This window comes from Solirubrobacter ginsenosidimutans (assembly GCF_027587205.1).
On sequence record NZ_JAPDOD010000067.1, the window covers coordinates 20,939 to 43,926 of the forward strand.

General features: G+C 73.5%; 22 protein-coding genes. 14 read left to right on the top strand and 8 right to left on the bottom strand.

Annotated elements, in window-relative coordinates; all coding sequences use genetic code 11:
- Positions 1-5: 5 nt before the first annotated feature.
- Positions 6-1,292, bottom strand: coding sequence for a DUF1479 domain-containing protein (locus OM076_RS39775; RefSeq protein WP_270045754.1), 1,287 nt, complete (start codon positions 1,290-1,292; stop codon positions 6-8).
- Between the two features lie 93 nt (positions 1,293-1,385).
- Between OM076_RS39775 and OM076_RS39780 the strand changes: the two genes are divergently transcribed.
- A complete protein-coding gene (locus OM076_RS39780; protein WP_270045755.1) occupies positions 1,386-2,486 on the top strand; it encodes an ROK family transcriptional regulator in 1,101 nt (366 codons plus the stop codon).
- Positions 2,487-2,489: 3 nt separating this feature from the next.
- On the opposite strand, the gene OM076_RS39785 is transcribed toward OM076_RS39780, so the two are convergent.
- Both OM076_RS39785 and OM076_RS39790 read right to left on the bottom strand, forming a co-directional pair.
- Positions 2,490-3,422 (bottom strand): ACP S-malonyltransferase, encoded by a 933-nt coding sequence (locus tag OM076_RS39785; RefSeq protein WP_270045756.1) that lies wholly within the window; start codon positions 3,420-3,422, stop codon positions 2,490-2,492.
- Positions 3,419-3,583 carry a hypothetical protein gene (locus OM076_RS39790; protein WP_270045757.1) on the bottom strand — a complete coding sequence of 55 codons (165 nt, stop codon included), beginning with the start codon at positions 3,581-3,583 and terminating at the stop codon, positions 3,419-3,421. The genes OM076_RS39785 and OM076_RS39790 overlap by 4 nt, the downstream gene beginning before the upstream one ends.
- 105 nt (positions 3,584-3,688) lie before the next feature.
- Here OM076_RS39790 and OM076_RS39795 point away from each other — a divergent pair, with 105 nt between their 5' ends.
- The 13 genes from OM076_RS39795 (at position 3,689) to OM076_RS39855 (ending at position 16,265) form a co-directional block, all read left to right on the top strand.
- Positions 3,689-4,183 carry a flavin reductase family protein gene (locus OM076_RS39795; protein WP_270045758.1) on the top strand — a complete coding sequence of 165 codons (495 nt, stop codon included), beginning with the start codon at positions 3,689-3,691 and terminating at the stop codon, positions 4,181-4,183.
- A gap of 63 nt (positions 4,184-4,246) precedes the next feature.
- Positions 4,247-4,648 (top strand): acyl carrier protein, encoded by a 402-nt coding sequence (locus OM076_RS39800; RefSeq protein ID WP_270045759.1) that lies wholly within the window; start codon positions 4,247-4,249, stop codon positions 4,646-4,648.
- Complete coding sequence (acpS, locus tag OM076_RS39805) at positions 4,626-5,018, top strand: holo-ACP synthase (protein WP_270045760.1); 393 nt, start codon at positions 4,626-4,628, stop codon at positions 5,016-5,018. Before OM076_RS39800 ends, acpS begins: the two co-directional genes overlap by 23 nt.
- A gap of 2 nt (positions 5,019-5,020) precedes the next feature.
- Complete coding sequence (locus tag OM076_RS39810; protein WP_270045761.1) at positions 5,021-5,458, top strand: hotdog family protein; 438 nt, start codon at positions 5,021-5,023, stop codon at positions 5,456-5,458.
- Complete coding sequence (locus OM076_RS39815; RefSeq protein ID WP_270045762.1) at positions 5,455-6,723, top strand: beta-ketoacyl-[acyl-carrier-protein] synthase family protein; 1,269 nt, start codon at positions 5,455-5,457, stop codon at positions 6,721-6,723. Before OM076_RS39810 ends, OM076_RS39815 begins: the two co-directional genes overlap by 4 nt.
- A complete protein-coding gene (locus OM076_RS39820) occupies positions 6,720-7,088 on the top strand; it encodes a 3-hydroxyacyl-ACP dehydratase FabZ family protein (protein ID WP_270045763.1) in 369 nt (122 codons plus the stop codon). Before OM076_RS39815 ends, OM076_RS39820 begins: the two co-directional genes overlap by 4 nt.
- Positions 7,085-8,350 (top strand): beta-ketoacyl-[acyl-carrier-protein] synthase family protein, encoded by a 1,266-nt coding sequence (locus OM076_RS39825; RefSeq protein WP_270045764.1) that lies wholly within the window; start codon positions 7,085-7,087, stop codon positions 8,348-8,350. The genes OM076_RS39820 and OM076_RS39825 overlap by 4 nt, the downstream gene beginning before the upstream one ends.
- A gap of 7 nt (positions 8,351-8,357) precedes the next feature.
- Complete coding sequence (locus OM076_RS39830) at positions 8,358-10,652, top strand: beta-ketoacyl synthase N-terminal-like domain-containing protein (protein ID WP_270045765.1); 2,295 nt, start codon at positions 8,358-8,360, stop codon at positions 10,650-10,652.
- Between the two features lie 13 nt (positions 10,653-10,665).
- Complete coding sequence (locus OM076_RS39835) at positions 10,666-11,745, top strand: 3-oxoacyl-ACP synthase III family protein (protein WP_270045766.1); 1,080 nt, start codon at positions 10,666-10,668, stop codon at positions 11,743-11,745.
- Positions 11,742-12,689, top strand: coding sequence for an ACP S-malonyltransferase (fabD, locus tag OM076_RS39840; protein ID WP_270045767.1), 948 nt, complete (start codon positions 11,742-11,744; stop codon positions 12,687-12,689). The genes OM076_RS39835 and fabD overlap by 4 nt, the downstream gene beginning before the upstream one ends.
- Before the next feature lie 436 nt (positions 12,690-13,125).
- On the top strand, positions 13,126-14,862 hold the full coding sequence (locus tag OM076_RS39845; protein WP_270045768.1) for a histidine kinase: 1,737 nt from the start codon (positions 13,126-13,128) through the stop codon (positions 14,860-14,862).
- On the top strand, positions 14,850-15,488 hold the full coding sequence (locus OM076_RS39850; protein ID WP_270045769.1) for a response regulator transcription factor: 639 nt from the start codon (positions 14,850-14,852) through the stop codon (positions 15,486-15,488). Before OM076_RS39845 ends, OM076_RS39850 begins: the two co-directional genes overlap by 13 nt.
- Positions 15,489-15,560: 72 nt before the next feature.
- Entirely contained in the window at positions 15,561-16,265 is a 705-nt protein-coding gene (locus OM076_RS39855; RefSeq protein ID WP_270045770.1) for a class I SAM-dependent methyltransferase, read from the top strand.
- A 220-nt stretch (positions 16,266-16,485) separates the two neighbouring features.
- Here OM076_RS39855 and OM076_RS39860 read toward each other — a convergent pair whose 3' ends face one another.
- The 5 genes from OM076_RS39860 to OM076_RS39880 form a co-directional block, all read right to left on the bottom strand.
- Positions 16,486-17,634 carry an FAD-dependent monooxygenase gene (locus OM076_RS39860; RefSeq protein ID WP_270045771.1) on the bottom strand — a complete coding sequence of 383 codons (1,149 nt, stop codon included), beginning with the start codon at positions 17,632-17,634 and terminating at the stop codon, positions 16,486-16,488.
- Positions 17,631-18,542: an ester cyclase gene (locus OM076_RS39865; RefSeq protein ID WP_270045772.1), complete on the bottom strand. Its 912-nt coding sequence runs from the start codon at positions 18,540-18,542 to the stop codon at positions 17,631-17,633. The genes OM076_RS39860 and OM076_RS39865 overlap by 4 nt, the downstream gene beginning before the upstream one ends.
- 17 nt (positions 18,543-18,559) lie before the next feature.
- A complete protein-coding gene (locus tag OM076_RS39870; protein WP_270045773.1) occupies positions 18,560-20,083 on the bottom strand; it encodes a phytoene desaturase family protein in 1,524 nt (507 codons plus the stop codon).
- Positions 20,084-20,177: 94 nt separating this feature from the next.
- Positions 20,178-21,599, bottom strand: coding sequence for an MFS transporter (locus tag OM076_RS39875; RefSeq protein ID WP_270045774.1), 1,422 nt, complete (start codon positions 21,597-21,599; stop codon positions 20,178-20,180).
- A 78-nt stretch (positions 21,600-21,677) separates the two neighbouring features.
- On the bottom strand, positions 21,678-22,988 hold a 1,311-nt coding region (locus OM076_RS39880; protein ID WP_270045775.1), incomplete at its 5' end, for a helix-turn-helix transcriptional regulator.

Consider the following 22,988-nt stretch of genomic DNA (forward strand, 5'->3'; position numbering starts at 1 on the left):
GGAGCTCAGCGCATACCCAGACCGCGCCGCCCGGTGTCGTTGAGCTGCTCGGGCGCGAAGCGATCGGGCCAGCTGCGCTCGTAGTGCTCCTCCGGGAAATCGCTGGGGCTGTCGCCGTTGAGGAAGGCCTCGCGGACGCTGGCGGCGTACTTCTCGTTGCGCGGGCACCAGGGGGCGGCGGGGATGTACATCACGTTGCCCCAGCCCTGCTGATCCTCGACGGGCGCGACGCTGTGGATCATGTCGCAGTGCCACCACACGGAGTCGCCGGCCTGGACGTCCGGGATGCCGCTGAGCGCGCGCATCAGCAGCGGATGCCACTTCTCGATCGCCGGGAAGACCTGGTTGACCGTCGTCCCGCACATGTCGTCCTCGGCGACGTCGTCGAGCAGCGGGCGCAGCATCAGGTAGGCCATCGCCTCGGGGATCGGCACGGTGTGCAGGACGCCCTGGTCGTGCGCCATGTCAGACAGCGCGGTCCACCCCTGGAAGGTCCGGAACACCGAGCACATGGTCGAGCCGGGGTATTGCGGGCCGGCGGTGCGGTGCGCGGCGTCCCAGGGGTCGTACTGCTCGACGGACCCGTCGAACAGGTGCCGGAAGGCCTGCTGGTACGCGCTGGTCATCCAGAGGTCGAGCGTGCCGGGGTCCAGGTGAGCGCCGAGGCCGCCCGAGCTCGCGCCCGGCGGGCGCCGGCGGATCCGGTCCGGGTAAAGCGAGTCCTGGTCGGGATCGAACCACTGCACGCCGTCGGACTCGGACTTCCACAGGCGGTTCAGGAACGCCTGGACGTTGGCCATGCGGTCGCTCTGGCGAGCCTGCATCTGCGCGGCCGACCAGTACACGGGATAGATCTCGGGGCGCGAACCGACGCTGCCGAAGAAGTCGTCGGCGGGACCCTTGTAGCGCTCGAAGAACTGATTGCCCTCGACGTAGTCGACGATGTCCTGGTCCCACGCGAGCGCCTGCTCGCGCTCGAAGTGGCCGCGGATGACGACGCAGCCGCGGCGGTGCAGGTACTCGAGCTGCTCGGGCGTGACGGTGCCGGCTTCGATGTCGGCGTAGTCGATGACCGGCCACACGGACTCGCCGCGCCGCTTGGTCTCCTCGATCTCCTCCACGCGCTCGCTGAGCTGCGCGGTGACGGCGTCCCAGACCTCCTCGACCGTGCGCCCGGAGGCCTCGATGCGCGCCCGGATCGCCGCCTTGATCTCGCGGACGGCGGCCTTGAGGTCCTCAGGCGTGGACTCCCAATGCGGGAGCGGTGGGGCTTGCGTGGTCGGGGTCGTCATCGCAGGTTCTCCTCCAGGAAGGACTCTTTACTAGATCCCGCAAGCTAGCAACGTTCTCGCATTCAGTCAAGGGTCCTGACTAGAATTGCCGGCTTGCCCACGACGAAGCCGACCCTGGAGTTGCTGCGCTCGCTTTCGGACGAGCACGTGCTGCGAGCGTTGATGGCGCAGCGGCAGGCGACCCGGGCGGAGATCGCGGCCGTGACGGGTCTGTCGAAGCCGACGGTGTCGGAGAGCGTCCGGCGCCTCGACGCCGCCGGCGCCGTCGTCGATACCGGGGCGCGTACGACCGGCCGCGGCCGCGTCGGCACGTACTACGCGCTGCCCGGCGATACGGGCCGCGCGCTGGTGGTCGGGATCGCGCCGGAGGGGATCGTCGCCGAAGCGGTCGACGTCTACGGGGAGGTCGTCGCGCGTGCGCAGGCGGCGGTCGACCGGTCACCGGCCTCGGGAGAGGTGGCGCGTGCACTGCAGCGTGTCGCGGGCGGGGTGGGCGGGCCGCTGCGGCTTGCCGTGGTGAGCGCCGCCGACCCGGTGGACCGGCGCACCGGGCGCCTCGTCGCGCTGCCCGACGCACCGTTCCTGCTCGGCGAGCTCGACCCGCCGGCGCTGCTTGCCGATGTGGTCGAGGGCCCCGTCACCGTCGACAACGACGTCAACTGGGCGGCGCGCGCCGAGCATGGGCGCGTCGCGCGCGACTTCGTCTACGTCTACCTCGGCGAGGGCGTCGGCTGCGCGGTGGTCAGCGACGGAGAGGTCCGGCGCGGCCACGCGGGTGTGGCGGGAGAGATCGCGCACGTGCTGACCGCCGGCCCGGGCGGTGTCGCGATGCCACTGACCGACGTCTTCGCCGCGCTTGGGCTGCGCCGCGCCGGCTCGACCGCGATCGACGTCTCGGCGCTCCTGCGTGACGCCGAGCGTCTCGCGGGCGCGCTGGCGCAGGCGGTGGGCGGCGTCCTGTCGGCGGCGGTGGCGCTGGCCGACCCGGCCGTCGTGCTGCTCGGCGGGCCGTGGGGCCGCGACCCGCGCATCCTCGCCGCCGTCGCGCGCGAGTTCGCGCGCTCGCCCCGCCACGTGCCGGTCGAGGCCGCCACGGTCGACGACGAACCGGCCCTGACCGGCGCTCGCGAGACCGCGCTCGAACACCTGCGCGACGCGATCGTCGCCGCGGCACCGCGCCAGCGTCCAAGGTGACGCTCAGCTCGCGAGACGCTCCGGTTGCGGTGCGGCGGAGAGGATCCCGCGAAACGCCGCGATGCCTGCGTGCGTCCCGGCCGCCATGGCCACCGCATCCGCGTCGTGTTCGCCGGAGAGGACGGTGAGCGCCCGGCCGGGCCCGAGCTCGAGGAAGTGCCGGCAGTCCTCGTCCAGTAGCGCGGTCATGCTGCGCGTCCACTGGATCGGCAGGGTCTCGCCACCGATCAGCGCCCGCCGGACGGCCGCGCCGGACTCCAGTGGACCGCCCTGCAACCCGCTCATGACGGGGATGCGGGCGTCATGCCAGTGCATCGTCTGCGCGAGCTGCGCGAGCCGCGCCTGCACGCTCGCCATCAGCAGGCTGTTGTGGGCCACGCGGGCCGGCAGCATCGCGGCCGCGGCGCCGCACCCGCGGGCGCGCTCGACCGCGACGGCGACCGACGACGCATTGCCCGAGACGACCGCGCGCTGCGGGGCGTTGGCCTGCGCCAACGTGACATACCCGTGGCGCTGGCGCACGACGGCGCAGACGTAGCGGACGGTGTCCAGCGGCACGCCGACGATCACCGCCATCCGCCCGGACTGCTGACGCTCGGCGGCCGCGAGCAGCCGCCCGCGTTCGGTGACGAGGCGCAGCGCATCCTCGGAGCGCAGCACGCCCGCCACGGTGGCGGCCGTGTAACCGCCGAGCCCGTGTCCGGCGACGAAGCGCGGCCGCAGCCCGTGCGAGATGGCGCTGCCGGCGAGCGCGAGGCAATGGGCGACATGCGCCGGCTGGGCGGAGGGCTCCGCCGCCGGCTCCGCGGTCACCGCGTGCAGCGCCCGCGGCTCCCGCGCCAGCAACTCGGCGGCGCGGCCCGCGGTCTCCGAGCCGTGATCGGGGAAGAGGAACGCCGGCCCGGAGGCGATCGCCCGCAGGCGCCGCCCGGTCACGAGTAGTCGCCCTCGTCCGGGTTCCAGTGCGGCGTGCCGACGCCGTCGCCGGCGCTGCCGTCGTACTGAACGCCGTCGGAGCGGGTTCCGCGCGCCGGCCGTTCGTCGGTCGGCTCCAGCGGTCCCCGCCGCGGGGTGGTGTCGTGTTGAGAGGAAGTCATCTTGTCCGGCCCAGAGCGTGCCACCGCGGCGGTGATACCGATGTATTTCGCCGAGGCATTGGCCACTCCGGTGGGGGCGACATCCCCTTCGCAGGAGATCCGCCGATGACATCCGTGCAGGAAGAACCACCCTTTGACTCGACCGAGTTGCGCCGTGCGCTCGGGGCGTTCGCCACCGGCGTGACGGTGGTGACGACCGGCGGCCCCGCGGGCCTGTACGGCGTCACCGCGAACTCGTTCACCTCGGTCTCCCTGGAGCCGCCGCTGGTGCTCGTGTGCCTCCGGCGCCGCGGCTCGGGGCGGGCGCTGATCGCCGCCAACGGCGCCTTCGCCGTGAACATCCTCACCGCCGACCAGGAGGACCTGTGCCGGCGCTTCGCGCGCGCCGATCGCGGCAGCGCGATGTTCGACGGCATCGAGCATCGCCCCGGCAGAACGGGCTCCCCGATCCTCGCGGGCGCGGCGCACGTCGAGTGCCGCGTCGCCGCCGTGCAGGCCGCCGGCGACCACGTGGTCGTCGTCGGCCACGTGCTCGCGCTCGCCGTCGACCCCGAGGCGACGCCCCTGCTCTTCCACGCCGGCCGCTTTCTCGCGGCCTGACCCGTATCAGACGCCGCCGCGGCCCATCTGTACCCCTCGACCAACCCCCCTCTAGGAGGAACCGTGAACAAGACTGACATCGACGTCGCCGTGCAGAACGCGGTCTGCGAAGCGCTCGCGCTCGAGGCCGACGAGGTGACGCCGGAAGCGACGCTGACCGACGAGCTCGGCGCCGAGTCGATCGACCTGCTCGACGTGCTGTTCCGGATCGAGCGCGGCACCGGCGTGAAGGTCCACGCCGCGGACCTCGCCGAGCACATCCAGGGCGGCCTCAGCGACGACGAGTTCTCCGACGACGAGGAGACGATCAGCGAGGCGGGCCTCACGCACCTCGCCTCGATCATGCCGCAGATCGACACCGATGCACTGCGCGGCACGCTCAAGGCCGAGCGCGTGATCGACCTCTTCACCGTCCAGAACCTCGCCGACCTGGTGTCGCAGCGTGCCGCTCTCGCCTCCGCCTGAGCTGCGCGTCGGCATCGACGTCGTCGCCGTCGAGCGCATGGAGCACCTCCTCCGTGAGCACGACGGCGCGGCGACGACGCTCTTCACCGAGCGCGAGCTGGAGTACTGCCGCGGCCGCCGTCGCGGAACCGAGCACCTGGCCGCGCGCTTCGCCGCCAAGGAGGCCGTGCTCAAGGCGCTCGGCACCGGCATGGCGCGCGGCATGCGCTGGACCGACGTCGAGGTCGTCCACGAGCCCGGCGGGCGCCCGTCCGTCGAGCTGCACGGCTTGACCGGCGAGCTCGCCCGCCGGCGTGGCATCGGCCGCGTCGAGGTCTCGCTCACCCACTCCGCCGGCCTGGCGGCCGCGCACGCCCTGGTGGTCTCCTAGACATGCGCTTTCACCTGATCGACCGCATCGACGCCTGCGAGCCCGGACAGCACGTCCGCGCCCGCAAGCTGACCTCGCGCAGCGAGACCTTCTGGCGCGACGGGCGCATGCCCGAGCCGCTGATCCTGGAAGCGCTGTGTCAGGCCGGGACGTGGCTCGTCCTGATCGGCTCCGAGCGTCGCCGCCGCGCGGCGCTGCTCTCCGTCGGCTCGGCGACGTTCACGGGCGCGGTCGAGCCGGGTGACGTGCTCGACCTCGACGTGCGCGTCGAGTCGATGAGCGACGAGACCGCGGTCGTCTCCGGCCGCGTCAGCGTCGCGGGCGAGACCGTGCTCGAGGCGCGCGACGTGATGTGCGCATTGATCGCCGCCGACACGCTCGAGGACCTCGAGGAGACGGCACGCATGCAGGACCGGCTGACCCAGGGGATGGTGCTGTGAACCGTCGCGTCGCACTCACCGGCATCGGCGCCGTGACGCCGGTCGGCAACGACACGGAGTCGACCTGGTCGGCGCTCGTCGCCGGCCGCAGCGGCGTCCGCCGGATCACCACGTTCGACGCGTCGACCTACCCGGTGCGGATCGCCGGGCAGGTCGAGGGCTTCGACGTCCGCGAGCGGCTGGTCGACACGCGGATCGCTCGCCACCTCTCGCGCTCCGCCGGCTTCGGCGTCGGCGCGGCGCTGGAGGCGCTCGAGAACGCCCGCGCGCACGGGGCCTACGCGCCCTGGGAGCGCGGCGTCTCGATCGGGACCAGCGTCGGGCGGCCGGAGCCGGAGGATCTCGCGGAGATCGCCGCCGCCCAGGCGGGTCCGGGCACGCTGGTCCGCCAGGCGCCGTCGCAGGTCGTGCGGCGCGGGCAGAACACCGCGGCCGCGACGATCGCGCACGTCGCCGGCTGCGCCGGGCCGCTGATCGGCGTGAGCACCGCGTGCACCGCGTCCGCCCAGGCGCTGGGCGAGGCGATGCGGCGGATCCAGGAGGGCGACGCGCGGCTGATGGTGGCCGGCGGCTGCGACGCGCTCACGACGTGGCTGGACGTGCTCGGCTTCTCGCTCCTCGGCGCGCTCACGACCGAGTACGACGACGCGCCGGAGCGGGCGTCGCGGCCGTTCGACCGCCGCCGCTCGGGCTTCGTGCTCGGCGAGGGCGCCGTCGTCGCGGTCCTGGAGGACTGGGACTCGGCCGTCGAGCGCGGCGCCCCGATCCTCGCCGAGCTGGCCGGCTACGGCTCGACGCTGAACGCCTACCGGCTGACCGACGCCCCACCCGACGGCGGCGGGGCGATCGGTGCCATGGCATCGGCGCTGCGCGAGGGTGGCATCGCCCCGACCGACGTCGACTACGTCTCCGCACACGGGACGAGCACGCCGGGCAACGACAGCTCGGAGACGCTCGCGATCAAGCGGGTGTTGGGCGAGCACGCGCATAACGTCGCAGTGAGCTCGCCGAAGTCGATGACCGGCCACATGACGGCGGCCGCCGCCGGCCTGAACCTGCTCGCGGCCGTGCTGGCCATGCGCGACGGCGTCGTCTCCCCCACGCTCAACCTCGACGAGCCCGATCCCAAGCTCGACCTCGACTACGTGCCCAACCACGCGGTCCGCCGCCCCGTGCGTGCCGCGCTCGTGAACGCCTTCGCGTTCGGCGGCACCAACGGCTCGCTGGCCGTCCGCCGCCCCGATCTCGCCCTGGAGCCCCGATGACCCCACGAACCCTCGATCGCGTGCTCGCGGTGGACCCCGGGCAAGGCGCCCTGGCCCTGCGCAACGTGCCCAACACGCTGACGCTGCTGGACTCGCACTTCCCGCGCTTCCCCGTGCTTCCCGGCGTGCTGATCCTCGAGTCGCTGGCCGAGCTGGGCGCGCTCGCCGCGGGCGACGGGGACTGGCGGCCGGCGGGCGTCGAGCGCGCGCAGTTCCGCCGCTACGTCCGTCCCGGCGACCAGATGGAGCTCTCCGTCGAGGTCGTCGACCGCACCGACGCCGAGGTCACTCTGAGCGCCAAGGTCCACGTGGGCGGCAAGCTCGCCGCGCGGATCGGCGTGCTGCGCCTGAAGGAGGCGGCATGAGGCGCGTCGCGATCACCGGGATCGGCCTGATCACGCCGCTCGGCGTCGGCGCCGATGCCACCTGGGAAGGCCTGCTCGAAGGCCGCAGCGCGATCGGGCCGCTCAGCTTCGACGCATCCTCGCTGCGGACCCAGGTCGGCGGCGAGGTCACCGCGCTCGACGCGGACAAGTTCGTGTCGCGCAAGGCGCAGCGGACGATGACCCGCGCGGATGTGCTGGCGGTGGCGGGCGCGACGCTCGCGCTGCGCGACGCCGAGCTGGAGATCAGCGAGGCCGAGGCGGAACGCGCCGCGCTCTTCACGGCCGGCAACAAGGAGATCTCCGATCCGTCCGACATGCTCGCCGCGACACTCGCCGCGCGCGGGGCCGACGGCCGCGTGGACCTGCAGCGGTTCGGGGTTGACGCGCAGTCGGCCGTGCATCCGCTCTTCTACGTGCAGGGCCTGCAGGCGGCGTCGCTGTTCTACATCTCCCAGCAGCACGGGCTCAAGGGCCCCAACACCTACTTCGCGGGCGGCGCCGAGTCCGGCGCCACGGCGATCGGGCGCGCGTTTCGTTCGATCCGCCGCGGCGAGGCCGACATCGCCGTCGCGGGCGGCTTCGACGACGCCGTCACGTGGTGGAACATGAGCAAGCTCGATGCCACGGGCATGCTCAGCCCGGGCGAGTGCCGGCCGTACGACCGCGAGCGCGAGGGCACGCTGCTCGGCGAAGGCGCGGCCTTTCTCGTGCTCGAAGAGAGCGAGCGAGCGCGTATGCGTGGCGCCCGCGTCTACGCCGAGCTGACCGGGTTCGGCAGCGGCTTCGACGCACGCAATCTCGTCACCCCGGACCCCGACGGGGAATCGCTGTCGCGCGCGCTCACCGGCGCGCTGAATGAGGCGCGGCTGGAACCGGAGGCGGTCTCGTTCGTGGCCGCCCACGGCAGCGGTACCCGCCTCGGCGATGTCAGCGAGGCGCGGGCGATCGCACGCGCCTTCGGCGGTGTCCGCCCGGCGGCCTCGACGGTCAAGCCCGCCACGGGGCACCTCGTCGGCGGCGCGGGCGCGTTGAATGCGGCGGTCGCGGCGCTCGCGTTGTCGCACGGCGCGCTGCCGCAGACGCTCGGGCTCGAGGATCTCGACCCCGACTGCGACACCGCGGACTGGGTGACCGGCGCGGCGCGCGAGGTGCGCGGCGACTCAGCGGTCGCGGTCGCGCGCGGCGTCGAAGGACAGAGCGTCGCCCTGGCCATGTATCGCCACGAGCCGTCGCGGATCTGATCAGACGATGTCCACTTCAGCCACCGAACGGCGGGTCGTGATCTGCGGCCTCGGCGCCGTGACCTCCCAGGGCCCGACCGCCCAACATCTGTGGGACGGCGTGCGCGCGGGGCGCGTCGCCATCCGCCCCGTCCAGCACCTGCCGATGGACGGCTACCGCACCCGCCTCGGCGGCGAGGTGCTCGACCGCGAGGCGCCGGTGCTCGAGTACCGGCGGCCGAGCGGGGCGCGCGAGCCCGCGATCGAGTTCGCGCTGCGCGCCGCCGCCGAGGCCGTGGCCGACGCGGGCGACCTGCTCGCGTCCGTGGCGCCGGAGCGCCGCGGCATCGTCGTCGGCACCTGCAACGCCGGCCTGATCAGCGGGCGCGAGTGGTACGCGCGCCGCATGGCGGGCGAGCCGGCGGACCCGGAGCTGCTCTTGCTCATGGGCCCGCAGGCGATCTCTGAGGCGCTCGCCGGCGCACTCGACTTCGGCGGGCCATGCCTGTCGATCAACACCGCCTGCGCGGCGGGTGCACACGCGCTCGGGCAGGCCGCGGATCTGATCCGCAGCGGCCGCGCCGACGCCGTCCTGGCGGGCGGCACGGACGCCTTCTCGGACGTGCTCTTCTCGGGCTTCAACTCGCTCGAGTCGCTCTCCCCCGCGCCCGCGGCGCCGTACTCGGGCGACCGTCAGGGCCTCTCGCTCGGCGAGGGCGCGGGCATGCTGCTGTTGCTCGCCGCGGACCTGGTCCCGGAGGGCGCGGCGCGGGCCGAGCTGCTCGGCTACGGCACCTCCGCCGACGGCTACCACGCGACCGCGCCACATCCCGAGGGCGAAGGCGCCGCGCGGGCGATCCGGGCGGCGCTGGCCGCGGCGGGCGTCGACGCGGACGAGGTCGGCTATGTCAACACGCACGGCACCGGGACGGCGAAGAACGACGTCGCCGAGACGCGTGCCAATCGCCGCGCGCTGGGCGGGGCGGCGCACCGCGCCGCTTTGAGCTCGACGAAGTCGATGATCGGGCATCTGCTCGGCGCGGCGGGTGCGGTCGAGGGGATCGTCACCGTGCGCGCGCTGCAGGAGCAGATCGCGCCGCCCACCGCCGGCTACACCGTCCCCGACGCCGAGTGCGACCTGGACTACGTCCCGAACGCGGCGCGGGCGATGACCACGGACGTCGCGCTGTCGAACAACTTCGCCTTCGGCGGGGCCAACGCGAGCCTCGTCCTCGCACGGCCGGGACGGCTCGCGAAGCCACCTGTGCCGGTTGCGGAGCGCGTCGTCATCACCGGGCTGGGGACGCTCACCTCCGCGGGGTGCGATCCCGAGGCGCTGTGGGACGCGTTCCGCACCGGGCGCCGCTGCGCCTCGGATGAGGACGGCGTGTTGGTCGGCCGCGTCCCGCTCGACGTGCGTTCGGCGATGCCACCGCGCGAGCGCCGGCGGCTCGACCGCCTGGGCCTGCTCTCGGTCGTCGCCGCGCGTTCTGCCTTGGCCGACGGTGGGCTCTCGATCGACGAAGGCAACCGGCACGCCGTCGGTGTCGTCGTCGGCACGGGCGCGGGTCCGATGGAGAGCATCGAGAGCTTCACCCGCGGCATCCTCGAAGAGGGTCCGGCCGCCGCCAACCCGGCGACGTTCCCGAACACCGTGTACAACGCCGCGGGCGGCCAGGTCGCGATGCACCTCGGCGCCGTCGGCCCCGCCTCGACGGTCACGACCGGGCACGCGGCGGGCGCCGCGGCGCTCTGCACCGCCGCCGAGATCGTCGCCGGCGGGCGCGCGGATGCCGTGCTCGCCGTCGCCGTCGATGCTTTGACCGACGCCGTCATCGACGGCTATCGGGCGCTCGGGCTGCTCTCCGGCGACTTCGCGCTTGCGGAGGCGGGTGTCGCGCTGCTGGTGGAGTCACGCTCCTCGGCGCTGGCGCGCGGCGCCACGATCTACGGCGAGCTGCGCAGCCACGCGGTCACGTGCGACGCGCTCGGCGTGGGTGGCATCGATCCGGCCGGTGTGGCGGCGGAGCGGGCGATGCGCCTGGCCTTGAACGGCACGCCGAACGCCCGCGTGTGGGCGAGCGCGTGCGGCCATGCGGTCGCCGACGCCGCCGAAGCGTCCGCCATCTCGCGCGTGTTCGGCTCCTCGGTGCGGGTCGATGCGCCGAAACGCCTGCTGGCCGAGCCGATCGGCGCCGGTGGCGCTTTGAACGCCGCGCTCGCGCTGCTCGCCTTCCGGCACGGCGAGCGCGAGCCCGCGCTGGTCAACAGCGGCTCGCTCGGCGGCACGCACGTCTCCCTGCTCCTGACTCCCCACGACTAGAAGCGAGAACCCCTTGCGACCCGTCAAGATCGCGAGCACCGGCGCGCACCTGCCCGGCGAGCCGCTGTCCAACGCCGACCTGGAGCGCCTGTGCGGGCCGCTGCCGCCCGACATCCTCGAGGGCATCCAGGTCCAGACCCGTCACTGGATGGTCGACCCGGAGACCGGCGAGCACCGCGAGACCAACTCCGAGATGGCCACCGCGGCCGGTCGTCAGGCGCTTGAGCGCGCCGGCGTCGACGCCTCGGAGGTCGACCTGCTGATCATCTCCACCGCCAGCCCGGACTTCCCGCTGCCGCCGATGGCGACGCTCGTCCAGGACGCGCTCGGCCTGCGCCGCTGCACGTCGCTGGAGGTCCGCTCGGGCTGCGCGGGCGCCGTCGAGGCGCTCGACATCGCGCGCTCCTACATCGAGCGCGGCTCGCACTCGACCGCGCTGGTCATCGGCAGCGAGGCGATCTCGCCGCTGCTCGTCCCGGTCTTCCAGGACGTCGAGCCGGAGAAGATCCGGATGCGCGACCGCATCGGGCTCTACACGTTCGGCGACGGTGCCGGAGCGATCCTGCTCCAGGCCGCCGATCCGAGCGAGACGCGTGGTGTCATCGCGGCGTCGTCGGCGTGTGTCGGCGGCGGGCAAAAGCCGGGGATGCAGATCGTCGGCGGCGGTACGCACATGTCGCTGCGGCGCCAGTTCGCGGCCAAGCGGCCCGTCGACCTGCGCGTCGATGTCAGCGCGAGCGCGACGCAGACGCCGGCCGTGATCGCCGAGGCGCTGACGGACCTGCTCGAGGCGGGCGGGCTGCAGGCGTCGGACGTCGCCGCCTGCATCCTGCCCGAGGGCAACGCCGGCTACCTGACCGACGAGCTCGCCGAGGCCGGGATCGACATGACCCACTGGGACGGGCTTGCCGGGCGCGTCATGGAGAACCTCTCCGAGGTCGGCGCGACGGGCTCGGCGGCCGTGCCGCTGGCGCTCGACCACGCGTGGGCGACGGGCCGGTTGTCGCCCGGCGACCTCGTGATGCTGCTGGCGATCGAGACCAGCAAGTGGAAGTTCGCCGGGATGATCCTGCCGTGGACGGTGGCGGCATGATCGCCTTCCTCTATCCCGGGCAAGGCTCCCAGCGCGTCGGGATGGGCGAGGCGCTGCGCGCGACCGACCCCGTCCTGTTCGACCGCTACTTCAGCCTTGCGGAGGACATCTCCGGCCTGCCCGTGCGGCGGCTCTGCCTCGAAGGGCCGGCCGACGAGTTGACGCGTACCGAGGTCAGCCAGCCCGCGCTCTTCGCGCTGTCACTGGCGTTGACCGAGGTGGCGCGCCAGGAGGGTCTCGAACCTTCTGTGGTCGCCGGCCACAGTTTGGGCGAGCTGTCGGCGGCGGTGGCTGCGGGCGCGCTCTCGCTCGAGGACGGGATGCGGCTCGTGGTGGCGCGCAGCCGGCGGATGGCGGCGGTGCAGGCCGAGCGCCCGGGCGCGATGGCCGCGGTCCTCGGCGTGTACGCCGACCGCCTGCAGGAGCTCTGCACGCGGGCGGGCGACGTCGTCGTGGCCAACCTCAACGCGCCCGGCCAGATCGTCGTCTCCGGCGAGTGCGACGCGGTCCAGACGCTGTGCGAGCTGGTAGAAGGTTCGGGCGGGCGAGCGGTGCGACTGCCGGTCGGCGGGGCGTTCCACAGCCCGGCGATGATCCCGGTGCGCGAGACCTTGGCGCACGCCGCCGACGAGCTGCGCTGGCGTTCCGCGCGCGTGCCTTTGGCAGCCAACGCGTCGGGCCGCCTGGTGCGCGAGGCGGACGAGATCCGCGCCTCGCTCGTCGCCCAGGTGGCCGCGCCGGTGCTGTGGGTGGACTGCATGCGCGCGCTGGTCGACGCGGGCGCGACGACGTTCCTCGAGCTCGGCCCGGGACGCGTCCTCAGCGGCCTCGCCCGCTCGATCCGGCGGGAGCTCCCCGCGACCGCGGCGGACTCGCGCGCCAAGCTCGCCGCGTTCGCTGCCACGCACGCACACCCGCTCGATGACCTGGCGTCCGCAGCCTAAGCCTGGTTCCACCGATTCTCGCGGCGCCTCGCGGTCATCCACGATCGATCGGTGGATACAGGCTAAGCGACCGCCAAGCGCGCCGCGCACGACCAGCGTGCGGCCGGAGACGGCCGCGGGTGTGCGGCACGCGACCAAGCTGCGCCTGCGGCCGAGAGCGGCCGCGGGCGCGACTCGCTCGCCCGGCGCCCGGTTCGGCCCGCCGCCCGACGCGGCCGCAGGCGCGACACGTTCCAGCGCGCGTCGCGCGGTCGATCGCTTGATCGGCCTCGGGTCGTGGCCCGGGGCGGCCGTCGACGCGCAGCGCGTCGGGGGTGCACCGGCAAACTCTCGCTGGGCGATACCAGGACGGGGCACCCCCCGTGATCCGCGCGCCGCGGACCGCCGCCGCTCGCCCGACGCGTGGCGCCCGACCGATCGTTTGATCGGTCGTCGCTTGCGGCCTGGCGCGGGCGCGATCGGAGCGGTCGCCATCGCCGCCGCGGCCGGCGCCGCCGCGCTGTGGTCGCGTAGCGACCTGCATGGCGCGCGGGGTGGTGGGACGTTTGCCGCGGTCGGCGTCGCGATCGCGCTCTCACTCGTCGGGTGCGGGCTCGCCGCGCGGCGGAGCCGGCCGGCGAGCCGCACCGGCGCGCTGATGATCGCGGCAGGGTTCGCGTGGGCGGCGACCTCGGTCAAGCACGCGACCGACTGGCCCGGTGCCGCGATCGGTTCGACGTTGTGGGCCGCGGTCGTGTTGCACCTCGTGCTCGCGTTTCCGAGCGGGCGGCTGCCCGACCGGGTGGCTCGGCTCGTTGTCGCGACCGGCTATCTCGCCGTGACCGTGCTCCAGGTTCTGCCGTTCAAGACGGTCCAGTTCGTGGTCGTCGCCGCGGTGGTGGTTGCGGCCGTCGTCCTGCTCACCCGCCGTCACGCGGGCGCCTCGACCGCTGAGCGACGGTCGCTGGCGCCCGTGCTGTGGGGCGGCGGCCTGACGCTCGTCGTCGCGGCTCTGCGGTTGTCAGCCCCACCCGCGCTCGAGTCACTCGCCTCCTGGGCGACGCTCGCGGCGCTCGGCTCGCTGCCGTTCGCGCTGCTCGCGGGTCTGTTCCGCAGCCGCCTGTCCGCGCTCGACGGCGTCGCGCGGCTGATGCGCCAGACGCACGCGCTGCCGGGGCCGGTCCAGCTGCGCGACGCCCTCGCCCAGGCCCTGGGCGACCCCGGCCTGGCGCTCGCGTACTGGGTGCCGGACCGCGGGCACTTCGTCGATGCGCGCGGCCGCCCGGTCGCGCTGCCGGACGGCGATGACCCAGTGGCGCGCGGCGTGCACGCCGGACGCCAGGGCGACATTGCCGGGCGAGGCGAGGCCCAGGGCCGCGAAGGCGTCGATATCCCGGCGGCGCTCGGCGGACAGGGCGACGGAGGCGATCGCGCCGTCACGCGCATCGGCGACCCGCGGCCGATCGCGGCCATCCTCCACGACGCCTCGCTCGATCCCGACGCCGTCCGATCCGCGGGAGCGGCGGCCGGGCTGTGGCTCGATCGCGAGCGGCTGGAGGCCGACCTGCGCGCGCGTGTGGGCGAGCTGCGCGACTCGCGTGCGCGGCTCGTCGCCGCCGCCGATGCCGAGCGGCGGCGGATCGAGCGCGACCTCCACGACGGCGCGCAGCAGCGGCTCGCCTCGCTGCTCCTGCACCTCGAGCTCGAACGCCGCGCGCTCGGCCCGGGCGGCGCGGCCGACGTGCTCGACGGTGTCGCCACCGGGCTCGCGGAATCGCTCGCCGAGCTGCGCGCCCTGGCCGCAGGCATCCTGCCCCCGGTCTTGCGCCAGGACGGCCTCGTCGCCGCGATCGAGGAGCTCGCGGCCCGCACTGCGCTGCCCGTCACGGTCGACGCGATGCCACACCAGCGCCTGCCCGATGGCATCGAGGTGGCGGCGTACTTCTTCGTGGCCGAGGGCCTCGCCAACGTGGTCAAACACGCCGGCGCGCAGAGCGCCGGCGTCCGCGTCGTGCGGGAGGCCGGGCACGCGATCATCGAGGTCACCGACGACGGTCGCGGCGGCGCGGACCAACGTGGCTCCGGCTTGCGCGGGCTCGGAGATCGCGTCGGCGCGCTCGGCGGGCGCATCGACTGTCACAGCCCGTCGAATGGCGGCACCGTGCTGCGTGCGGAGATCCCATGCGCGTCGTGATCGCGGAGGACCAGCCGCTGTTCCGCGCTGGTCTGCACCGGCTGCTCACCGAGACCGGGTTCGACGTCGTCGGCGAGGCCGCCGACGCCCCCGATCTCCTGCGCAAGGTCCGAGCGCACCGGCCCGACGTGGTCGTGACCGACGTCCGGATGCCGCCGGACCACAGCGACGACGGGCTGCGCGCCGCGATCGAGATCCGGCGCCAGCGGCCACAAACGGGCGTGCTCGTCCTCTCGCACTACGTCGCCGAGCGCAGCGCCTTCGACCTCGTGGGCGCGAGCGCGGACGGCGTCGGCTACCTGCTCAAGGACCGCGTGCGCGACCTCGACGACTTCATCGACGCCGTCCGGCGCGTCGCGCAAGGCGGCTCCGCGCTCGATCCCGAGGTCATCACGCGCCTGCTCGGCCGCCACCGCGAAGACCCGCTGTCGGCGCTGTCGCAGCGCGAGCGCGAGGTGCTCGCGCTGATCGCCGAAGGCCGCTCGAACTACGGCATCGCCGAGCGCCTCGTGATCAGCGAGGGCGCGGTCGAGAAGAACGTCCACCGCATCCTGCGCAAGCTCGACATCCCGCTCGACGGCGGCCACCGCCGCGTGCTCGCCGTACTGGCGTTCCTGCGCACGTAGTACGGCCAGCAGGACAACACGCGGCCCGCTCACCCCATCGATCTAGACCCGCCGAACGGCGAACCTGGACCAATGCACGCGCACCCCATCCAGAGCTCGCTCGCCGCCCGCGGCGGACCGCGGCCCGGCGATGTCAGTTATGCCGGCCAGAAGCAGTACACGCCCGCCTTCCTGGACCACATTTATGACCGCGTCGTGGTCGGCTTCTCCAACCGGTACGTGTGGCGCTGCCGCAGCGCGCACATCGTCGGGCTCTACAACGAGCACGTCACCGAAGCACACCTCGACGTCGGCCCGGGCACCGGCTACTTCCTCGACCGCTGCACGTTCGAATGGCCGACGCCGGACATCACGCTGCTCGACCTCAACCCGCACGTGCTCGACGTCGCGGCGAGAAGGCTCGCCCGCTACGCGCCGCGCACGTACCAGGCGGACCTGCTCGAGCCGCTCGAGCTCCAGCCGGGCGCGTTCGGCTCGATCGCCGCCACGCACGTGCTGCACTGCGTGCCCGGCACGATGGGCGAGAAGGCCGGCATCCTCGAGCGGCTCTCAGCGCTCCTGCGCCCCGGCGGCGTGCTCTTCGGCACGACGGTCCTGGCCGGCGGCGTGCCGCAGACGCTGCTCTCGCGAGCGCACATCGCCGGGCTCAACCGCGAGGGGATCTTCTCCAACCGCGCCGACACCCTCGACGGGCTGAGAGATGAGCTCGACGCGCGCTTCGACGACTACGAGCTGACCACGCGCGGCTCACTCGCGATCTTCGAGATCCGGGCGTGAGCGGCTCGTGCACGAACGCCGGCCGCCGGCACACCGCCAGCCGTGCGCTTCGGCATCGCCGCTGGGGCTGCGTGTGACCGCCGCCGAGAGGGGGGTCAGACCCCTTAACAATGTAAACGGCGCTGCAGAGCCAAAAACTTTGTTGAGGGGTCTGACCCCTTCATCGCGTCGCCGCCGCTCGTCGCCGAAGCGACGGGCGGCGGCAAGACCTGCGGGCACGTCATGGCGCGGTGCGCATCTCCAGCTCGTGCCGGCGCTGCCCCATGCCCTCGAACGAGGCACGGATCAGGCGGTCGCGGACGCCGCACGCGACGCCGGTGCGCCAGCGGCCGAGCGAGCCGATCATGCGCGATTCGCGCTGGAAGCCGGCGGTGCGGCTCCGGCGCGCGTCCTCGTAGCGGCGCAGCGCGCCGGGCACGTCCAAAGCGCCCGCGAGCTCACGGCTGATGACCACCGCGTCCTCGATCGCCTGGCAGGCGCCTTGGCCCTTGTTGGGGGTCATCGCGTGAGCGGCATCGCCGAGCAGCGTGACGCGACCCTCGCCCCAGCGCCGCAGCGGCGCGTGATCGGCGATGTCCACGCGGGCGATCGCCGCCTCGGGCGTCGCCTCGAGCATCGCCTCGACCGGCCCGTCCCACCCGCGGTACTCGTTCAACACCGCGGCCCGCGCGCCGCCCTCGGGATCGGTCCCGCCTTCCGCGGCACGCGCCAGAGCGAGCCAGTACAACCGGCCGTCGCCGATCCGGTAGCTGAGGAAGCGCCGGCCCGGACCCCAGAGCTTGCGAGCGAGCCCGGGAGGCGCGTCGTCGTCCGGGAAGTCGAGGACGCCGCGCCACGTCGTGTAGCCCGCGTAGCGCGGCGCGCGCGCCCCGAGCAGCTGGGTGCGGACGGCGGAGTTGATGCCGTCGGCACCGATCAGCAGGTCGGCGCGCTCGCTCCCGCCGCCGGCCAGCTCCACGGTCACGCCGTCGTCGTCCTGCTCGAAGCCCGTGCACGCCTCACCGAGGCGCAACACGCCCGGAGCCAGAGCGGCGGCCAAGGCGACATGCAGGTCGGCGCGGTTGATGCCCACGGTCGGCGCGCCGAGCTCGCGCCCGAGCTCCCCGACCTGCCAGCACGCCAGCGGCGCGCCGCGCCAGGTGCGGAACTCGAAGCGGTCGATCGGCGTGCTGCGAGACGCCACAGCGTCACCGACGCCCAGGCGCTCCAGCGCGCTCGTGCCGTTGTGCCACACCATCAGGCCGGCGCCCGCCGCCACCTTGGAGAGCTCCGCGCGGCGCTCGAGCACCGTGACCTCGACGCCGGAACGTTGAAGGGCGAGGGCAGCGGCGAGACCGCCGATGCCACCGCCCGCGACGATCGCCTTCACCGCGCCGCACCCACCGGGGCCGGCCCCGCGAGGCCGATCTGCTGCATCACGGCCGCGCGGTCGATCTCGCACCAGTGCGAGACGATCTTGCCGTCGACGACGCGGCTGATCGCCATGCCGCCGACCGTCGCGCGCTGCCCCGACGGCTCGATCACGACGAGCGGCCCGGTGTGCGTGCCCTCGAAGCGAAAGCGCGTGGCGACGCGATCGCCGTCGCAGTGGACGGAGTCGAGCGTCATCACGCCGTCCGGGAACGCGGTGCGCCAGACGCCGATGAACGCGTCCATCCCGTCCGGGCCGTGCAGGAGCGGCGGCCCCGGAGCGTGGGTGATGCAGTCGGCGGCGACCAGCTCGCTCGCCGCGCCCGTGCCGTTCCACAGCTCCTCGTACAACCGCTCGACGACGCGCGTGTCGGCAGCGCCCGCGTGCTCGGCGACGGCGAACTTCTCGGCGCCGTTCGGGAACAGCGGCGGGCCGGGCACGACGCCGAGCTGCTGCAGCATGTAGAGCGCGTCCCAACAGGTCCACGCGTCGGTGATCAACCCGTCGTCGGCGACGCGGGTCATCGTGACGCCGGTGATCTCGCCAAAGAGACCGGTGGGCGCGATGCCCATCAGCTCACCCTCCTGCGTACCGCCGCAGCGGTGGCGCATGACGACCATGTCACCGTCGACGAATGCCTCCTCGACGGTCATGAAGAGGTCGGGCAGCGCGTCGCGCCAGGCGCCGATGACGGTCTTCGCCGTCTCCTTGGCGGCCTCGCCGCTGCCCCCCAGCGCGGTGTTCTGCCACAGCGCGTGCAGCGTGAAGTCGGGCGCGTAGTTGTCGTCGATGAAGCTGAAGTCGCCGTCGTTCCAGACCTCGTCGAAGAAGCGGCTGACGAGCCGCAGGCGGTCGGAGCTATCCATGGGGTCCTTTCGGGAGGTCATGACGTCGCGGTGGCCGGGACGTCGCTCATGAAGCGGGGCAGTTCGACGCCGTCGCGCGCGAGGATGCGCTCGGCGGCGATCGTGCCGGACAGGGCGGAGCGGACGAAGCCGCCGCCCAAGGACGTCCACTGGCCCGCGAGGTAGAGCCCGTTGACCGGCGTGACCGTGTCCGGGCGCAGGCTGGACTTGTGGTCGGCGGCGTAATCCCAGCCGTACATCGCGCCGCCCTGGTTGCCGGAGAAGCGCTCGAGCGTGAGCGGCGTCGCGGGCTCGCTGAACGTCAGCGATTCGCCGAGGCCGGGCGCGAGCGCGTCCAGCCGGTCCACGATCCGCGGCGTCATCGACGCCTTGACCGCGCCCCAGTCGGCGTCGGTGTCGTAGCGCATCGGCGCCGCCGCGACGAGCACGTGCTCGCCCTCGGGCGCCAGCGTCGGGTCGACCAGCGTCGGCACCGAGACCGTCAGCGCGGCGGCTTCACCGGCGAGCGTGCGGCGGTAGGCGTCCTCGATGTCCCAGGAGTCGTAGTGGAAGTTGACGTGTCCCGCGCCGGCGCGCTCGACGTCGAGGCCGGTCGCGCCGAACAGCAGGTAGCCCGAGATCGAGGGACGCATCCGGTGCATCCGCCGCAGGTAGCCGACGGGCGCGTCGTCGCCCAGCATCGGCCCGAACGTCTTGAACGGGTCGGCGTTCGACACGACGATCGGCGCGGTGACATGGGCGCCGCCCGCCAGCTCCGCGCCAACCACACGGCCGTCCTCGACCACGATCCGCTCGACGGCGGTGGAGCAGAGCACCTCGCCGCCGGCGCGCTCGACGGCCAGCACCAGCGCGTTGATGAGCTGCTGCAGGCCGCCCTCGATGTAGGCGGCGCCGTTGACGACGTGGCTGAAGACCATCTGGCTGAACGCGATGAACGCGAGCTTGGACGGCGGCAGGCCGAGGTAGAGCGACACGGCCCCGCACAGCGCGCGGGCGCGCGGGTCCGGGAGCAGCTCGTCCATGACCTGCTCGATCGTGGACTTGCGGTAGCGCATCAGCGTCGGGAAGCGCTCGTTGATGTCATCGAGGCTGCCGAGGCCCGCGCGTGACGGGAGCTCGTGCGCGTCGCGATGGATCTGCGCCGCGGCCTCCCAGAACGCGCGGATCTGCTCCGCCTGCTCGGGCAGCGCGGCCTCGAAGGACTCGATGAACGGCTCCAGGCCGAGCGGGGCGTGCATCTGCAGGCCGGGCAGCGAGACCGAGAAGAAGTCGCCCGGATCGAGGAAGGTGACCTCGTCGCGAACGCCGAGGTGCTCGAGCAGGCGCGAGAACATCGGCGGGTCGACGACGAGGTGTGCGGCCGGGTCCAGCGTGTACGGGCCGCGCTGGAAGGAGTGGACGTAGCCGCCCGGCGCCCCCTGGGCCTCCGCGACGAGTACGCGCCGGCCGGCGGCGCTGAGCAGGGCGGCGGTGAGCATGCCGCCGATGCCACTGCCGGCCACGACGGCGTCGTACGCCTCGTGGGTTGGGGTCATGGCCATAGGTGTCGGTTCCTCCGTCATGTGGTCGGTGCGATCAGCACTCCCAGAGGGACGGGACCCCGGGGCAAATACACCCGGGGTCCCGCGGACGACTTCAGTCGGCCATCGCCAGCTCGGGCGTGCGCGCCGGCGCCGGCTCGTGCGTGTGGTAGCGGGTCTCGCCCTTGCCGATGAACACGGCGGCGACGGCGGCCACGGCGATCACGGCCGCACCGATCCACACGGCGGGCAGCAGGCCGTCGACGTAGTCCTGCGGCGACGCGAAGCTGCCGTAGTGGCTGAACACCGACGCCAGCACGGCGATCCCGAACACGCCGCCGAGCTCGCGCAGGGCGTTGTTGATGCCCGAGGCCTTGCCCTCGTCCTCGAGCGGGACCGAACCGAGCACGACGTTGGCGACGGGCGCGAAGAAGAATCCGTTGCCGATGCCGGACACGACCAGGCCGCCGAGCAGCGCGCTGAACGGCGCGTCGACCGACAGCTCGAGGCCGAGCCAGGCGAGGCCGATGGCCTGCAGGGCGAGCCCGATCACCATGTAGCGGCCGCCGCCGTGCTTGTCGGACATGGCGCCGATGACGGGCGCGACGAACATCGGTGCGAGCGTCCAGGGCAGGCAGCGCAGGCCGGCCTGCAGCGGCGAGTAGCCCTGCGCGACCTGGAGGTACTGGATCAGCAGGAAGACGGCGCCGAAGGAGCCGAAGTACATCAGCAGCGACGCGAGGTTGGCGGCAGCGAACGGGCGGTTGCGGAACAGCCGGAGCGGGACCATCGGTGCCTTCGCGACGCGCTCCCACAGCAGGAAGGCGATGATCAGCGCGGCGCCGGCGCCCAGCGCGGAGAGGATGCCGGCGCTCGTCCAGCCGTCCTCGTTGCCGTGGATCAGGCCCCACACGAGCGAGAGCAGGCCGAGGCTGATGAGGCCGAGACCGGGGAGGTCGAGCGGGAGGCGCGAGCCGAAGCTCTCGCGCAGCTTGGTCGAGGCCAGCGGGATCAGCGCGAGGCCGATCGGCACGTTGATCCAGAAGATCCACTGCCAGGAGAGGCCTTGGACGACGGCGCCGCCGACCACCGGGCCACCGGCCACGGCGATGCCGCCGACCGCCGACCAGGCGCCGAGCGCGACGCCGCGCTTGTTGGCACCGACAGCCTCCGCGAGGATGGTGAGCGAGAGCGGCGTGACGATCGCGCCGCCGACGCCCTGGAGCGCGCGGGCGGCGATCAGCGTCCCGATGTCCGGCGCGAGCGCCGCGCCCGCCGATGCAGCGGTGAAGAGCGCGAGCCCGAGGATGAAGATCCGGCGGCGGCCGAAGCGATCACCGAGCGCGGCGCCGCTGAGCAGCAGCACGGCGTAGGGCAGCGTGTAGGCGTTCACCGTCCATTCGAGCTGCTCGAGGCTGGCCCCGAGATCACGCTGGATGACGGGCAGTGCGGTCGTGACGACGAGGTTGTCGAGGACGACCATGAAAAGCGCCAAGGAACTGATGGCGAAGGTCCACACGACCGTGCGGCGTTGCATTTCTGCCTCCTGGGGAGCGAGGTTGACGGACGCCTCGTAGCGTCCCGCCCAGGCGGCCGCCCGCACACGGGCGCTTCCCTAGTCCCAGTCCCTAGTCTCGAGCTTGACCAGCTCGACGCGCGATTTGATACCCAGCTTGCGGAAGATCTTCGCGAGGTGATATTCGACCGTCTTGGGGCTGACGAACAGCTGCGCGGCGACGTCGCGGTTGGTGGCGCCGCCGCTCACCAGCCGCGCCACCTGGCGCTCCTGCGGGGTCAGCGCCTCGGCGCCGTCGAGCTCCGTCGTCGGGCTGGAGACCTCGCCCGTCGCGCGCAACTCGGCGGTGGCGCGGGCGGCCCAGGGGGTCGCGCCGAGGCCTGCGAAAGCGTCCCGCGCGTAGCGCAGATGGGCCCGCGCGTCGCGCCGCTGGTGGCGGCGCCGCAGGTGCTCGCCGTAGAGCAGCTCGGTGCGCGCGCGAAACAGCGGGCTCGGGATCGTCTCGTGCAGCCGCAGCGCCTCCTCGAAGCACTCGCCCGCTTCCTCCTCGGGGCCGGTGAGTGCGCGGGCGCGCGCGGCGAGGGCGAGCGTCCACGCGGACTCCGTCGCGTGCGCCCACGCCTCGAAGTCGCGCAGCGGGCCCGCCACGTCGTCGATGCGCCCGGTGCGCGCGGCGGCCTCGGCCAGCTCGGGGATGGCGACCAGGCGGTAGATCGGGTGCGCGGCAGGGCGGCCGGCGACGCTCGCGAGGTGATCGAAGGCGGCGGCCGGATCGCCGGTGCCCAGCTCCAGCAGGCCGAGGGCGTACCCGGCGGCGGAGACCGCGAGCTCGATCCCGCGCGGGAGCGCCAGCGCGAGGGCGTCGGCCGCGAGCCCGCGGCACGTCTCGACCTCCCCGCGCAGTGCGGCAACCGAGGCCAGGATGCCCAACAGGACTGCCTCGACGCCGACCTGCTCGGTCTCGCGCGCGAGATCCAGGGCCTCCGACGCGTCGGCCTCCGCGTCGGCGGGCCGGCCGTGCCAGAGCTCCATCATCGCCGTGTACTGGAGCATCAGCGCGAGCATCCCGGCCGAGTGCGCGGCCCGGGTGCGGGCCACGGCCTGCTTGAACAGCGCGTTCGCCTCCTGCGGGCGGCCGAGGTAGGCGGCAGCCGCGGCTGCGGCGGAGAGCTGGCGGATGTCGCCCGAGCCGGTTCCCTGGTCGACGGCGCGGGCGAGCGGCGCCGCGGCGGCGGCGACGTCGCCAAGCAGCATCGCCGCGAGCCCCTCGATGAAGCTGCGCCGCCCCTCGTCCGGCTCGCACGCGCGGGCGGCGTCGCGGATCTCGCGCGCGCGGTCGAAGTGCCCGCCGAGCGCGGCGGCCTCGAGCGCGAGCCGCGCGGCGCCGAGCGCCGCGGGCGAGCCGCGGCG